Source organism: Wukongibacter baidiensis, from assembly GCF_050888315.1.
GTDB lineage: Bacteria > Bacillota > Clostridia > Peptostreptococcales > Caminicellaceae > Wukongibacter > Wukongibacter baidiensis.
In genome coordinates, this window is sequence record NZ_CP138202.1 from 1,479,794 (window position 1) to 1,495,737 (window position 15,944).

15 protein-coding genes are annotated in these 15,944 nt (G+C 32.9%); 2 read left to right on the forward strand and 13 right to left on the reverse strand.

All coding sequences use genetic code 11. The annotated features are described in order from the left end of the window. Nucleotides 1-144: 144 nt before the first annotated feature. Nucleotides 145-1,824, reverse strand: coding sequence for a DEAD/DEAH box helicase (locus R9X47_RS06895; RefSeq protein ID WP_432666010.1), 1,680 nt, complete (start codon nucleotides 1,822-1,824; stop codon nucleotides 145-147). A gap of 733 nt (nucleotides 1,825-2,557) precedes the next feature. On the opposite strand from R9X47_RS06895, the gene R9X47_RS06900 reads away from it, so the two are divergent. Beyond that, the gene (locus tag R9X47_RS06900; protein ID WP_432666011.1) at nucleotides 2,558-3,076 is read left to right on the forward strand and encodes a QueT transporter family protein; all 519 of its coding nucleotides are present in this window, start codon (nucleotides 2,558-2,560) and stop codon (nucleotides 3,074-3,076) included. Between the two features lie 77 nt (nucleotides 3,077-3,153). Here the strand turns inward: R9X47_RS06900 and R9X47_RS06905 are convergent, their stop codons facing one another. The 7 genes from R9X47_RS06905 to R9X47_RS06935 all read right to left on the reverse strand — a co-directional run bounded on the left by R9X47_RS06905 (nucleotide 3,154) and on the right by R9X47_RS06935 (nucleotide 8,092). Then, entirely contained in the window at nucleotides 3,154-3,891 is a 738-nt protein-coding gene (locus R9X47_RS06905; protein WP_432666012.1) for a DUF2161 domain-containing phosphodiesterase, read from the reverse strand. 118 nt (nucleotides 3,892-4,009) lie between these two features. Further along, nucleotides 4,010-4,753: a LytR/AlgR family response regulator transcription factor gene (locus tag R9X47_RS06910; RefSeq protein ID WP_432666013.1), complete on the reverse strand. Its 744-nt coding sequence runs from the start codon at nucleotides 4,751-4,753 to the stop codon at nucleotides 4,010-4,012. Between the two features lie 136 nt (nucleotides 4,754-4,889). After that, nucleotides 4,890-5,075, reverse strand: coding sequence for a hypothetical protein (locus R9X47_RS06915; protein WP_432666014.1), 186 nt, complete (start codon nucleotides 5,073-5,075; stop codon nucleotides 4,890-4,892). A gap of 13 nt (nucleotides 5,076-5,088) precedes the next feature. Beyond that, complete coding sequence (floA, locus tag R9X47_RS06920) at nucleotides 5,089-6,081, reverse strand: flotillin-like protein FloA (RefSeq protein ID WP_432666015.1); 993 nt, start codon at nucleotides 6,079-6,081, stop codon at nucleotides 5,089-5,091. An 11-nt stretch (nucleotides 6,082-6,092) separates the two neighbouring features. Beyond that, nucleotides 6,093-6,614: an NfeD family protein gene (locus R9X47_RS06925; RefSeq protein ID WP_432666016.1), complete on the reverse strand. Its 522-nt coding sequence runs from the start codon at nucleotides 6,612-6,614 to the stop codon at nucleotides 6,093-6,095. 91 nt (nucleotides 6,615-6,705) lie between these two features. Next, nucleotides 6,706-6,999, reverse strand: coding sequence for a hypothetical protein (locus tag R9X47_RS06930; RefSeq protein ID WP_432666017.1), 294 nt, complete (start codon nucleotides 6,997-6,999; stop codon nucleotides 6,706-6,708). 223 nt (nucleotides 7,000-7,222) lie between these two features. After that, a complete protein-coding gene (locus tag R9X47_RS06935) occupies nucleotides 7,223-8,092 on the reverse strand; it encodes an ATP-binding protein (RefSeq protein ID WP_432666018.1) in 870 nt (289 codons plus the stop codon). 250 nt (nucleotides 8,093-8,342) lie between these two features. On the opposite strand from R9X47_RS06935, the gene R9X47_RS06940 reads away from it, so the two are divergent. Further along, on the forward strand, nucleotides 8,343-9,131 hold the full coding sequence (locus tag R9X47_RS06940; RefSeq protein ID WP_432666019.1) for an inositol monophosphatase family protein: 789 nt from the start codon (nucleotides 8,343-8,345) through the stop codon (nucleotides 9,129-9,131). 336 nt (nucleotides 9,132-9,467) lie between these two features. Here R9X47_RS06940 and R9X47_RS06945 read toward each other — a convergent pair whose 3' ends face one another. From R9X47_RS06945 to R9X47_RS06965, 5 genes are all read right to left on the reverse strand, one after another. Further along, nucleotides 9,468-10,397, reverse strand: coding sequence for a CobW family GTP-binding protein (locus R9X47_RS06945; protein ID WP_432666020.1), 930 nt, complete (start codon nucleotides 10,395-10,397; stop codon nucleotides 9,468-9,470). Nucleotides 10,398-10,530: 133 nt separating this feature from the next. Beyond that, complete coding sequence (locus tag R9X47_RS06950; RefSeq protein WP_432666021.1) at nucleotides 10,531-12,123, reverse strand: response regulator; 1,593 nt, start codon at nucleotides 12,121-12,123, stop codon at nucleotides 10,531-10,533. After that, a complete protein-coding gene (locus tag R9X47_RS06955; RefSeq protein WP_432666022.1) occupies nucleotides 12,116-13,621 on the reverse strand; it encodes a sensor histidine kinase in 1,506 nt (501 codons plus the stop codon). The genes R9X47_RS06950 and R9X47_RS06955 overlap by 8 nt, the downstream gene beginning before the upstream one ends. Further along, nucleotides 13,614-14,597 (reverse strand): substrate-binding domain-containing protein, encoded by a 984-nt coding sequence (locus tag R9X47_RS06960; protein ID WP_432666023.1) that lies wholly within the window; start codon nucleotides 14,595-14,597, stop codon nucleotides 13,614-13,616. The genes R9X47_RS06955 and R9X47_RS06960 overlap by 8 nt, the downstream gene beginning before the upstream one ends. A gap of 179 nt (nucleotides 14,598-14,776) precedes the next feature. Continuing rightward, nucleotides 14,777-15,943 carry a sugar ABC transporter permease gene (locus R9X47_RS06965; protein WP_432666024.1) on the reverse strand — a complete coding sequence of 389 codons (1,167 nt, stop codon included), beginning with the start codon at nucleotides 15,941-15,943 and terminating at the stop codon, nucleotides 14,777-14,779. Between the last annotated feature and the right edge of the window lies 1 nt (nucleotide 15,944).

Sequence of the window (15,944 nt, forward strand, 5' to 3'; positions counted from 1 at the left end):
GTCTTTTATAAAGGCTCTCAAAACATACTTTGTTGAGACACATTATCGGAAATTATAAAGTTATCTACAGTTTTAAAAGATTTATAATTTCCTATGTGTTATAAAAAAAGATACAGGACTATTCGTCCTGTATCTCTTTTGTATCTATTTTCTTTTTACTTTAGCTTTTCTACTTTTTTCTCTAGTAACAGGTCTTGCTTCTCCGCTCTTTTTCTTTCCTCCGCCTCTTTTTCCCTTGGCAGGTTCAATGTTTATCTTATTTCCTTTTATTGTATTCTTACTCATTATTGAAAGAACTTCATCTGCATATCTCTCAGGTATTTCTACAAAGGTATAGTTTTCAAATATATCTATATCTCCAATATTTTTCCCAGAGATGCTTGTTTCTCCAGCTATGGCACCAACAACATCCTGAGGTCTTATCCTCTTGTTTTTACCGATGTTTATAAACATTCTAACCATACCTTGTTTTCCACCAGTCTTTTTATAGGACTTTGACTTTTCAGGTGTAAGGTCGATTTCTCTAGCATTCTTTATTTCAAGCTCCATTTTAAGCAGCGCTGCAGCAACTTCAATGGAAGAAAAATCATTATCCTCTATTAAGTCCTCAAGTATCTTAATATACTTTTTAAGTTTACCTTCATCGATTTTCTTCTTAAGCTGCTCTAAGAAAATAGTAGTCTTTATAGTTTCTATATCGCTTAGAGTAGGTATTGGATGCTTCTTTATTTTTTTCTTAGTATATTTCATTACGTTTCTTAGTAGATAAAAATCTCTTCCTGTAACAAAGGTAAATGCACTTCCTGTTCTTCCTGCACGTCCCGTTCTTCCTATTCTATGTACATAGTATTCTTCATGACTAGGCATATCATAGTTAAATACTGATTCCACATCATCAATATCAAGTCCTCTTGCCGCAACGTCTGTAGCTACTAATACTTCTATATCTCCACGCTTGAACTTATTCATTACATTAATTCTTAGAGACTGCTTCATATCTCCATGGATTTTATCAGTTGCATATCCTCTAGATTGTAAAAGGTCAGTAACGTCATCAACCTTCTTTTTTGTATTACAGAATACTAATGAAAGCTTTGGACTATACATATCTATAAGTCTAGTTAACACTTCTAGCTTATCCTTTTCCTTTATTTCAAGATATAATTGGTCGATATTTGGTGTTGTAAGTTCTTTGTGGACCACCTTTACTATTTTAGGATCTTTTTGATATTTATGTATTATACTCATTATCGCCTTAGGCATTGTAGCAGAAAACAATAGTGTTTGTCTTTCTTCTCCAATACTGTCTAAGATAGTCTCTATATCCTCTCTGAATCCCATATTTAACATTTCATCGGCTTCATCTAATATCATCATTTTTAAATTATCTAGCTTTAATGTTCCTCGTCTCATATGGTCCATTACTCTACCCGGTGTACCTATTACAATTTGAACTCCATTTCTAAGTCCTCTGATCTGTCTTTCGATTGGTTGGCCACCAAAAATCGGTAATGTTTTAACCCCTCTTTTATACTTACTAATCTTAGCAAGCTCTTCAGCCACTTGAACTGCTAGCTCTCTAGTAGGACAAAGTATAAGTGCTTGAGTATGTTTTTTGCTAGGATCTACCATATCAATGGCAGGTATTCCAAAGGCTGCAGTTTTACCAGTTCCTGTTTGAGCCTGTCCTACTACATCATTTCCTTCAAGTACCACTGGTATAGATAGTGTCTGTATAGGAGTCGTCTCCTCAAACCCCATATCCTTTACAGCTTTTTTTATTTCTTCTGAGCAATTAAGATCTTCAAATCTAATCTTATCCATCTAATCATTCCTTTTCTTAATATTATGTTTTTCCATAGACATGTGATTATAAAACTACACATAGTTATTAGAAATAAATGAAAAAGATAAGGAAATGCTATTGAACAATTCGGGCTAAAAAACTTGACATCTCAATGTAAATTTTACTTAAATCATGAAATTTGCTCACTGATAGCTTTCAGGATTTAAAATTTTTCATATAAAGAGACCTAGTTTTATCCAGTTACATAGGAAATTATATATCTAATGTATATGATTTCTGTATCATATTAGGTGAAAATCTTCCTTTTTTAAAGGTTCTCTTCAAATTTTCATCTAAACATATTCTAGATTTTATATTCTAAAATACATAGAATGCACTGCATCTCATTTGCGTTCTTTTTCATTTATTAAGATTTTATGTCACAATTCTATTTAAACCAAACAACCTTCTAATTATACTATTAATTTTAGGTTTTTACTATTGTTTTCTTTATATAATTAAAATATAATCACATTTTACTATTCTTATTCTCTCCTAATTATTAAATTTCATAATTAAAACATAAAGATACTATGAAAAAATCGAAATTTTTTCATACTTTACAAACTTTTTTTATATGTTATAATAAGTAATCGATAAGTGTTTTCTTGGTCCCACTTTAAAAAAAACAAGAGCAAAAGTAGTTTATATTTTTGTTCTGTTAGGTGAGGCTCCGGGAAACATAGAAATATGTTGAAGGGAGTTTTTTTAATGCGTAAATTTTCTACAAATAAACTTGTAAAAACCGCGCTTATAGCGGCAATATATGCAGCTATTACTATGGCTTTAGCCCCAATAAGCTTTGGAGAAATTCAGTTTCGTCTTTCTGAGGTACTTGTACTATTAGCCTTTATTGATCCATTTTATATCCCTGGCCTTGTACTAGGATGCGTTATCGCTAATTTCGGAAGCCCTCTTGGGCCTATTGATGTTTTAGCAGGTTCCTTTGCTACACTTTTATCCGTTAGCGCAATTTATCAAACTAGAAAGTTATTAGGTGATAATCTTAAGGCCTTAATCGTAGCTAGTTTATGGCCTGTAGCCTTTAATGGATTAATAGTTGGATGGATGCTAAACTATGTACTACAGCTTCCGTTCTGGGCATCAGCAGCTTATGTAGCTCTAGGGGAGTTTGTAGTCGTGAGTTTTATAGGTGTTGTTTTATTTAAGGCTGTCTTAGATAGAAAGAATTTTGTAAACATTCTTCGCTTAAGCGCTGAAAAAAAGTAGCTATTATTTATTATTATAAAGGGCTGAACTCATAAAGATATCTCATTAGTTCAGCCCCGGGGTGTTTCAGAAATTCATCATTCTGAGACGCCCATTTTGTTTTCTTCAATTAACTTTCTATAATGACTTACTGCTTCACTATAATTTTCTAAGGCCACTTTCCCCTCTGGATGAAGTTTATATATTCCTTTAGAAACCTTTTCAAACCAGCCGTAAAAATTTTTCGAAAGAATACTTTGGGTTTTTGCTCCAGTACCTAATTCCCTAAGTTTTTTAGGAGAGAGCTCTCCATACTTTTCAAGACAGCAAGCTATATAGATTGCATTTTCTCTATAGGCCGTCATAATCTTTTCCTTAACGCTTCCACCTACGTTATAACTTCCAGAGCGTCCATTTATTTCTCTAATTATAACGTCCTTCAATTTGTTGTTTTTTCTGATTTTATAAATAGAAGGATGAAAAACTATTTCTATCTCAGTTGTAGTCTCTAGAAAAGATACTATTATAAGACCTAATTCAAGACGCTTAAGTAGATTACATATATCCTTCCAATGCTTACTCCATTTAAACCCCTTAGGTTTTGGTATTGCAATATATACCCCATCCGTTACTTTCTGCCGTTTTGTGGCTTGTATAAGCAGCTTGAGGTTTATACTCTTCTTAAGCTCAACAATAACTATTTCTTCTCCCTTAACCCCAATGACATCACAGTCTTTAACTTCACTGTGAACTTCATATCCTTGATTTATTAGATGTTCTTTAATAGGCTCATATAGGTCTTTTTCAAGTATTTTTTTAGCATCCTTTTTTGCCATTGCTGCCTCCAAGTAGATTTAATCCTGATTATTCACGAAAAATTTAAAACTCTACTTGCACTCTTTCAAACTTTTCACGAATACTCCAAGTTTAATTTTCATGTTTTCTGTTATTCTATTATAAACCAAAAACTTTCTCAAGTTCAGCAAATTTTTTATGGGTAATAAGGGCATCCTTATCGTAATTCTTAAAATTGATAATGTAGGTCCACCTTCCATAGGGCGATATCTTAGTTATCCTAGAAATATTAATTATATAGGATTTATGACTTCTAAAAAAAATCGTCTTTTCTAAACGTTTTTCCAAGTCTCCTAATCCCTCTGAAGTAATATATCTATTGTCGATAGTATATATTACTGTACTTCTATCCTCTCTTTGAATTAGAACTATGTTCTCTGTATCAATGAAGTTTATACCTTCTTTATTCTTTACAACCAGTTTTTCAAACCCTTTTTGCTGAAATATTGGAGTTTCAATATCTTCCTCATCATGATCAGTAGCTATTCCCTTTATTCTCATCAATGTTTTTTTAATTCTGTCCACTTTAAATGGCTTCATCAGATAGTCAAATGCATAAACTTCAAAGGCTTCTGGCATGTATTCTACATGGGCAGTTGCGAAAATTATAATTGTCTTAGGGTCTATGTCTGTGATTATCTTTGCACATTCGAGTCCATCTCTAAGGGGCATTTCGATATCTAAAAATGCAACATCAATGTCATTCTTTTCTATAAAGCGAAGAACCTCATCTCCATTCTCCACCTCAGCCACAACTTCAAAGCCCTCTATCTTTTCAATTATTTTCTTCAAAACCAGTCTCATACCAAAATCATCATCTGCTATTAAAACCTTCAAACACATTTTATATCGCCATCCTTCTGTGGGTGAAATATGTAGTTATACTCTTCCTAACAAAAGTAGACTCTGAGATGCCCCTTTGATCAATACCAATGAAGAAAAGGGATTCCCAGAGACTACTTTAACACAGATCTATATTTTATAATCCTCTATTTTTACGACTCTTTGGCTTTCCTAAAATTTCTGAAAAGATAATACCGGTAAGTATATTATTATGTGTTAGAGAAAGAATATTTTTTCTCTTCTTTCTTCTTTTCCTTTCTTCCGCCAAAGTCATTCCTATCTCAGATTCAATAATTTTATTTTGCTCCCTTTTTTCATTCATAGGATATCATCTCCTATTCATCCTGCATGTCTATATGATCGTCACTATTTATATTTGATATAGCCTCTCTCATGGTTGTGTCAGCAACAACATTTTTCATATTGTAATAATCCATAACTCCCATTTTCCCATCTCTTAGGGCAGATGCTAAAGCCTTTGGAACCTCTGCTTCCGCTTCCACAACCTTTGCCTTCATTTCTTGAACTGCCGCTATCATTTCCTGTTCCTTTGCAACAGCCATAGCTCTTCTAACCTCTGCCTTAGCCTGAGCTATTCTCTTATCGGCTTCTGCTTGGTCAGTTTGAAGTTTAGCACCAACGTTTCTACCTACATCGACGTCAGCAATATCTATAGATAATATTTCAAATGCTGTCCCTGAATCTAATCCCTTTTCCAATACTGTTTCCGAAATCAAGTCTGGATTTTCCAACACCTTTTTATGGGTTTCAACGGAACCAACGGTAGTTACTATACCTTCTCCAACACGTGCAATTATTGTTTCCTCTCCAGCTCCACCTACAAGCCTATCTATATCAGCTCTTACAGTTACTCTAGCCTTCGCCTTAAGCTCTATCCCATTTTTTGCAATAGCAGCTACGACAGGAGTCTCTATAACCTTAGGTTTAACGCTCATTTGAACCGCTTCAAAAACATTACGTCCTGCCAAGTCAATTGCCGTTGCTTTCTCAAATCCAAGGCTTATATTAGCCCTTGCTGCGGCAATCAAAGCATTTACAACGCTATCAACGTTACCTCCAGCTAGATAATGAGCCTCTAATTCATCACCGGAAATATCCAGCCCAGCTTTCCTCCCTTTAATCAGAGGTTTAATAATCCTATCGGGCTTAACTCTTCTAAGTTTCATTCCAATTAAAGTAAAGATGCTAACTCTTACATTTGAAGCTAAGGCCGATATCCATAACCCCAGCGGTACAAAACTAAAGAATAACGCTAAAAATACTATAATCACTGCAATTATTATAATCGTTGGAAAAATCGCACTCATCATCATTCCCCCTAAACGTCTATATTTTGTTTTTCTTGTATTCTTCGTACTACTATTCGTCTACCTTCCACCTTAATAACCTCGACCATTGTTCCTTTAGGTATAAATTCTCCCTCAGATACAACATCTAGTTTGACACCATCAAAGTCCACAGTTCCCACTGGTCTTAGTATTGTTAAAGCTCTACCCTGTCTATTAAGAAAGTACTTCATATCACTTGTTCCTATATAACCATCTTCTTTTTTCATTGATGTTGAAAGTACCATATTTTTTGGTAGTTTTCCCTTGCTGATTGAATGTAGAAGAATTGAAAAGATTATCCCTATAATAGCTAATAGAATCATCATTAAAATCAAAGCTTCTATTAATGTATCTGCTGTAACAATTATTCCTACTATAAAGCATGTTATTCCTGCTATTCCCCAGACTCCAAATCCTGGCACATAGATTTCTATGATCATGAGTATCAGTCCCAATCCAAAGAAGATTGCAGACAAGAGTCCTAATCCATCAACAAGTTGACTCAGCACCATATTTTTCCCTCCCTTCATGAGCAAAGATGTTGTTAAATCATTATTTTATTTACAGTATTTTTATGCAAATATCTCATATAGACTCTTTATATTATTTAGGCATCACAAGTATATAACCCATAACATTGGCTATAACGGCCAATAACCATTGTATATTTACTGGATCTGTAATTCCTCCAAAGCTTCTTTTTTTACTCTTATCCGTAGCGTACCATCGCTCTAGCAACAAACCTGTGAATTTTACTGAATCTCGCTTTGAAGACATATCTAAAAATTTCATCGTTCCACTATCCTGTACATTAATAATATTGTAAAAAAGCAACGCTAGTGAAATAGCTCCCCAAATCATAAAAAACATTTCTAAATTCTTTGGATCAGTTTTCAAGTAAAAGTAAGTCTCTATCGAAACTAAAAGAATTATTGGTATAAACCTTTTAATTAACTTCCCAATACAATCTCCCCCCCATCACATCTTAATAGTATCTAAATTATAGCTTAATTATTAAATGTAGATTGTATCTTAAGTATATACAATCAATATAAAAGTAAAAATAGATACTCTATATAAGATACATATGGAAGATTTAAATGTCACTTTTTATGCTTCACTACTCAAAGGGAATGCTCACATAAAACACAGTTATTTCTGTTTTACTTTCTGCAAAAATCCTTCCTCCATATCTCTCCACAATTCCCTTAGATATAGAGAGTCCCATTCCATGTCCATCTTCACTCTTCGTAGTAAAACCGGGCAGAAAAATTTTATCATGAATATCTTCAGATATCATTTTTCCATTATTTCTTACAACAAACCTATAATTATTTGTCTCTTCTAATATCTCTATCTCTATAAACCTTTTTTCCATTCCCTCGGTTGCATCCATTGCATTATCAACAATATTGCCTAACACCCTACACATTTCCCATGAAGGTACTTTAAGATTTTCTAACCTTGTAGAAATCTGGAGTTTTACTAAAATCCCTCTATCTTCACAATCAAGTTGCTTAGCTTGTAAAAGGGCATTTATAGCAGGCTTAGACGTTTTAATAACCCTATTAACTTTCTTTATATCCTCATATATCTTTTCAATATAGTCCCTGGATTCAGTATATTCATTCATTTCTATTAAGCTGAATACCACCTGTAAATGATTCAAAAAATCATGTCTTTGTCCCCTCATAGTGTTATTCAAGTCTTCAATCTGAGTTAGCATTTCTTTTTGAATAAGATTTTGCTCGTGTAACCTCTTTAGTGCATTGACATCTCTTAAATTTATATAGGTATTCATAAAAAAGGCAATACATAGAATTATAAAAATTACTACTAGGTTATCACTTATTAAGTTCTTGGCTTCTTCTTTGGATAAATAGCTATAAAAAATAAATCCCAAAAACAAAATTATTTGAGATATATTCACAAAATAGATTATAGCAGCTGCTTTATTAACATTAAGATTCTTATCGATTTTTCTTCTCATTATAGTCTTTTCCTCACATCTATCTTTAGTCTTCTTAATAATATAGGATTATCTATAGAGAGTTCCAAGTAAATCTTAATTTATACATATCAAAATATCCGACGTTCATGGGGAGTTTTGATGTGTATAAATTAAAGTTTTGACTGGAATCTCTATATATTAATTTCTACAACTAAAAAGAAATACCTTTGAAATTGGAAACTTTTTGAGTTTTAGGTTAAAATTAATTTCATAGGAGGATTGATATATAATGCTTGATTTAAATATAGCTTTGGAAAAAGTAAAAAAATGGGCTTTACAAACGGGAGAAATCCAGCGAGAATATTTTAGAAAGGAAAGTCTTAAAATTGATACAAAATCTACAGGTGTAGACTTAGTAACCGAAGTTGATGAGCTAAGTGAAAAGTACATCTTGAGTTCTATAAAAGAAAATTATCCCCTCCATGGTATTCTATCAGAAGAATCAGGGAAATCAGATATCGAGTCGGACTACCTATGGGTTATAGACCCTCTTGACGGAACCACCAACTATGCCCAGGGTCTTCCTATATTCGCCACATCTATAGCCCTTAAGTATAAAGATGAAACAATCCTTGGAGTTGTTTATTCACCCATTGTCGATCAGTTATTTACAGCGTCAAAGGGTAACGGTGCCTATCTAAATGGCGAAAAGATTTCCGTTGGAGCAAAAAAAGAACTAAATAAATCTGTACTTGCAACAGGCTTTCCCTATGACAGAGCTACAACCGAAGATAATAACGCTTTCTATTTTGCACATTTTGTTCCAAAGGTTAGAGGCCTTAGAAGAATGGGTGCAGCAGCATATGATCTGGCCAACGTAGCAGCCGGAAGTCTCGATGGTTATTGGGAGATCAATCTAAGTCCATGGGATGTAGCAGCAGGCCAGCTTATCGTAGAAGAAGCTGGAGGAAAAGTGCTGTTCCTTAATGAAAAGAGAGGTATTTCTTTGATAGCTGGAAATGAGGTTATCTGTCAAAAGATTTTAAAAGAGATGGAATATGTAGATCAGGTACTTTAAGTGGATGTCTCATAATGGTGAATTTCTGCGTTATTTGAAATGTTCACCGACTTGGCACGTACGTTAGTACTAGCCAAACCGTTGAAATTTCAAAACCTTGAACTTCACTCATTCTGAAACACCCTGGGGCTGTACTCATAAGAAGCCTTTATGAGACACCCCCTTTAAAATCAAAATTTCTTATTAGATATTAAAACACAAAAACAAAAGTTGGGCTCATGATGATGATTTAAACTAACGTAGAAACTCATCATTCTGATCCCAACTTTTCTATTTCATTATTTTCATTTAAAAGTTCTATATAACGCTTGGAACTTGAAACCTGTAACTATCTAGCTATCTCAACTTCATCTCTTCTCCAATTATATCCTTCCAATTATTTGCTATTCCACGAATGATTTGTGGTCCAATTTTAGATATAATTACTAGTTGAGATTTGTCTCTAGTCTCATCGATTAATTTATAGTCAATTTTCTGATTTACCACGTCTACTTGATTCCATCCATCTTCTAATTTAAAAAAGCCTTTAATTCTATAGCTATCTTTAGAGATGCTATTTATAAACCTAGTTAAATCTTCCTTTTTAACATCTTTGTCGAAGGTAAGATTCAAAGTTTTTGGCTTATTTTCTGGTGTATTAGTAGTATCTTCTGATTCTAAAATATGGCCTTCAATAAGGTCTTCTTCTAGAATTTTTCTATCTAATTTTCCGAAGGAAGCAACTTGTATATCGGCCTTTGGATTGATTTCTCTTATTTTTTCACTAATCTTTCCAATAGTCTCTTCATCAATTAAATCAGCCTTACTAATAACTATAAGATGACAATGTTTTAGCTGTCTTTCAACGGTCTCAATATCATCTATTTGATCCAAGAAGTGAAGTCCATCGACTAAGCATATTGCTCCCTTATAATCATATACATCGCCCTTAGTAACCTCTAGCCCATATAGTACATCTCCTATATTTGACGGGTCAGCTAATCCAGAGCTCTCAACAAATAAATATTCCAGGTCCTGATCCGCCATCGCTGTCATTGCCTCTACAAATGACATTTTAAGACAAGAACAAAATATAGAACCTCTATTAATCTCCACCATTTCTATATCTTCCTTCTGAATGACTTGTCCGTCTATACCAATCTTTCCAAACTCATTCATTATTACGCCTACCCTTTTATCTGATAGAACTTCTAGAATATTGTTTAGAAAGGTAGTTTTTCCTGCCCCTAAAAAGCCTGACAGCAAATAAAGCTTTGTTTTTTTCACAACAACTTCACTCCTTAACAATCATCTCTTCCGTATCTAGTATACATCATTTTTTTCCAATTTAATAGGTAATTATTCAAAAACTCGAGCCAGCTTAGCTTCTCATTTATAGATCAATATTATAATTAATCTCTTAATTCGACTTAAACTCTCTCGGACTCATTCTCATAATCTTTTTAAACACTCTGCTAAAATAGTTTGGATCATTGTATCCTACGCTACGGGCTATCACTTTTACGCTTTTATCGGTCTCTCTTAATAGCTTCTGAGCACTTTTAATCCTTATTTTAGTAAGATAATCTATAAAATTCTCACCAGTCTTCTTTTTAAACAGTTTAGAGAAATAATAGGGACTCACAGCCATATTATGGGCAACCTCTTCAAGGGATAGGTCCTTGCTATAATTTTTCATTATATATTCTTTTGCTGCAGTTATAACAGAGTCCATTTCTTTCTCTCTAGTATTGTTTATAGTATTTATAGCCAAGGTCAAATCCTTTAAAATCTCATTTTTTAAGAGGCTAAGGCCCTTATCAGTATCTTCATACTCCATATAAGTGTTTATGCTATTTCTAATATCAGTATTCTGCAGCTTACTTCTTACTACTCTATTTATAACAATTGAAAGTTCTATTAACTTTATTTTTTTCTTATTGCTATCATAATGAGAGCTAAAAATCCAATCAATTATTTCTTCATACAATTGCTGACTTTCATGTAATAATCCCATCTTAATTTTTTCAGTTAAAACAATCTCTTTTTCAAATGGATACTCCTCATTATAGATATTACCTAAATTTATATCTGCAAAGTGATTTACCTTTTGAGATGGAGAGTCAACCTTGAGGGCAATCAACGCCTCTTTATATGACTTACTGGAGTTCTCTAAACCCTCATATTCATTCCCTATACCTACCTTCATGATTACATTGGTTTCATTCTCAATTTTACATGTAACATCCCTAGCAAAGTCAATACTTACTGACCTAAGCTTATAGGTATCTTGCTCATCATCTATTCTTATTACACCTACAATATTATTTAATACACCCTTACTCACAATACAATCAAAATTTTTCTTTAGACATTCTCTTATCTTATTCTCTATTCTCTTCTTTATATAGTTCTTTTCAATTTGGTCAGATATTCTTTTTAAGCTTGGACCATCGTAGGCAAAAACTATACAGAAACCCTTATCGTACTTAAAATTAATCAGATTCATGTTCTGAAGGATATCAGTTTTATCAATGTCACCTAATATAATGGAACCTACCATTTCATTTTCAATGTAGGGAATTACACTACTTAACTTCTCCTTTAGTTTTAATTCCCTTTGGATTTTTTCTCTTTCCTTGTCCTGTAGTTTAATAGCCTTTTCTATACATTCGATCATCACACTTCTTTTAATAGGTTTTAGTAAGTATTCAAAGACATTTAGATTTACAGCTTCCTTAGCATAGGAAAAGGAATCATAGGCCGACAATACAATTATCTTTACATTACTGAGTCGTTTACGTATCTCAGCAGTAGCTTCTATACCGCTAATTCCAGGCATCTTTATATCCATAATAATAATATCAGGCTTTATTTCATAAGCCTTTTCAATTGCTTCTCTTCCATTAGATGCTTCATATATATCAAATTGTCCGTCAAAGTTCTTACTTAATAATACCCTTAACCCTTCTCTTTCTAAAGCCTCATCATCAGCTAGCAATACCCTATACATTATTTTCACCCCTTAAATCATGAGGAAGTTTTATGATTATTTTTGTTCCCCTATCATTAGTTCTATCAATACTAAAAACTTCATTGCTATTAAAGAACAGCTCTAACCTTCTCTTAACATTTTTCAGTCCTATACCAGTTGTATGTCCCTTTATATCTGTTTCTCTCTCGATCTCACCTTCATAGAATATTTCTTTAATTCTCTCTTCAGCTATTCCAGGACCATTATCTTCAATAATTAGAAGCCTGTCTCCATTTTCAATCTTACCAAGGATTTTTATTTCTCCACCTTCTTCGTATCCTTCTATTCCATGGATAAAAGCGTTCTCTACAATTGGTTGTAATGTTAGATGTGGAATTTTAATATCCATTATCTCTTCATCAACATCTATTAAAAAGCTTACTCTATCTCTAAATCTTGTTTTCTGTATAAACAAATATTCATTGATCACCCTAATTTCATCCCTTATGGTTACAATATCGTTAAGCTTTTTTAGGTTATATCTAAACATGTCTGAGACTGATTCAATTAGAGTACAGGTTTTATCGGCTTCTTCGATAAGGGCCGTTTTTGAAATAATATTTAAGGTGTTAAATAAAAAGTGAGGATTAATTTGTGATTGCAATGCAAGGAGTTCTGCTTCTTTTAATAGGGTTGACATCTTTAGTTTCTCCGACTCCTCTTTATGAAGTCTCACTTCTAATTCAGCATTTTTCTTTATCTTGTGGATTAAATTCTTAGTGTTTTTATTCAATTTATTTAATGAGTCCGCTAACAAGTCAAATTCATCCTTTGAGTCTAAATGAATCTCTTCTATATCCAAGTCTCCTTCATATATTTTTTCCGCAGTATCATGGAGTAAATATACAGTCTCAACGGTTCTCTTCGAAAAGGAATATGCAATAATACCACCTAAAAGTATATTAAATATTACTAATAGAATGTTCACCCTTAAAATGTTATTTGCTTGTTCAGCATTTTGTTTATGCAAAATATCACTTTGTTCAAGCTGCTTGTCCATAAGCATCTTTAGATACCGATCCACATAGTCTCCTATTTTAGTGGCTTCTCTAAAAAATTCAGTGGTCTTTTCTTCTTCGATTCCTCTCACTGACCATATGGTTTTTTCAGCTAAGTCAATATAGGTTTCGTTAACAAGATTATATATGTTTTCAACGTATAGTTGGCTCACGTCATCTAATAAATCTTCATCAATTGTCCTAAGAAGCTTCATAAACAACCATTGATTATTGTACATTTCGTCTATAGTTTCTCTTTTATGGGTAAATATATATCCTTCAAGGGATTTATTTGTTTCCTTCATCTTCTTTGAAAGACTGTTTAGTATAAATATTGTGTTAGTTATTTCATTATACTGATTTTTGATAAGGGAAGAATTTATAAATAGGAATACATTTACAAGTCCCATTGACATGATGATAATTAAATAGGTTAGCAGAAGCTTTCTTTTAATCGAAATAAATTTGCTGCTACTCATTTTCGTCCTCCCCATAGTATTCATCAATATTCTCAGCATTTATAACATCAACATCTACATAGAATACGTCATCTATAAATTCTTCATTCTTATATTTATCTAATATTTCTATACTTTTATATCCTATTTCATAGGGATTTCTTGAAATAGCCGAAGATACTACTCCTTTTTTTATATACCGCAATGTCTCATCTAAATAATCGTACCCTACTACGGATATCTCACCAACCTTATTAAGATCAACTAAAACCTTCCCTATAATAGATGTATCATATATTTCTCCACCAATTATCGCATTTATTTCAGGGTTTTCTCTTATCATTGAAACTATTTCATTGTATAGCTGTATCTTCGATCCAGTAAAGGTTCTAATGGCACTTAGCTTCATTGTGGGATTTTCTTTTATTCCCTTCATTATCCCTGATAATTTTAAGTCTTCACCTACATATTCGCTTTCCCTTGTTATAATTCCTATTTTTATAAAATCTCTTCTTTGCTTTTTCAGCTCATCAACTGCTATCATACCTGCTTTATAGTTATTAGTTCCAATATAACATATTCTCTTACTAAGATTAACCTCATCGTTTAAAAGAATTGTAGGTATATTATCTTCATAGGCCCTCTTAATTATTTCCTTTATTTCTTCATTCTCATAGCCATTTATTATTATTCCATCAACCTTTGATTTAAAAGCCATGTCCAAAAGTTCCTGCTGCTCTTTTATATTATTTACATCGGGCTCAAGATATTCAAGACCAATATTATATTCTAATGCAGCTTCTTCTGCTCCTCTTCTAATTTCCTTCCATAGTGGATTGTCTTTTTCCTCTCCAATAAGAACAAAATGGTATTTGAAATCCTTTTTGGGCTTAGTGATTTTCATTCCATATTTAATGGAAAAAATATATCCAAAGGATATAACAAGTGAAACTATGATCAGTGCAATGGTCCCCTTTAAAATATTGTTTTCACTCAAAATTTCACCTCTTTCCTTTCTTCCCTTACTAATAAAAGCGCTTTCTTTTATTTTATACAAAAAATGGAGTAAGAGTATAAGTAAATTTATTCCTTTGAAAAAAAATACTCATACTCTTTGGAGGAGCACTCCATATTTATATAAAAAATAATGTGGGGGAGAATTAGCTCATTACATTATTATGCTGCTTTTTTCTTTGACTGGATATCAATAAATACTGCGATTATTAGAATCAACCCTTTAACAATGTATTGCCAGAATGATTCAGTGTTTAGCATACTCATTCCGTTATCAATACTTGCCATCACTAGAGCTCCAAGCACTGCACCAAATACTGTACCTTCTCCACCAAGAAGTGATGTTCCACCTATAACACAGGAAGCCACGGCATCTAGTTCGAACATGTTTCCAGCATCTGGAGTTGCTGAACCAAGTCTAGCAGTAAATAATATTCCCGCTAGGGAAGCTAAAAATCCACTTATTACAAATATCATTAAGGTTTTATTCTTTACGTTAATTCCTGATAATCTAGCTGCTTCAGAGTTACCACCTATTGCATAAACCTGTCTTCCGAACTGTGTCTTATTAGTTATAAATGTAAAAATTAGACCCACAACAAGAACTATTAATATAGGAACAGGAATCCCTTTATATGCATTCATTACAACCACAAATGCAATTAATAAAACTAAATAAATTGCCAGTATAAAAATCTCCATAGACTTCGATCGAACTTTAAATCCATAGTTTATTCTGTCTTTCCTCTTTTTAAAGGTAGTATAAACTAAAAATGCACATGCAATTATACCTATAATCCAACTGGTTACACTATTTAAATATGCTGTACCAATAGCTCTAAAGGCGCTATCACTAGCTGGTATAGTTACACCCTTTGTAAGTCCCATTATTATTCCACGGTAAGCCAATAACCCACCTAAAGAAGCTATAAAGGCTGGTACTCCCTTTGTAACCCACATACCTGTCCAAGCTCCCAATATTGCTCCTAAGCCAAGAGTTAACAATATAGCTAGCCAAAATGGAACCGACAACTTATACATTAGGATTGCACATACTCCACCGGTTAATCCTACCAGTGATCCCAAGGAAAGATCTATATGTCTGTCAACTAAGATCATAAGCATTCCAATTGCAAGTATAGATGTAACGGCCATCTGTCTGAAAAGGTTTGATAGGTTTCTTGCCGATAAATATGTTCCCGTTTTATCTAGTACCGTGAATAATACCCATATACCTATAAGTGCTATTATCATTGTATATTTTCTAACATCAATTTTTTGCATCCAAGGTGTCTTTTTTTCATTCAATGTCTGTGTATTACTAGTCATT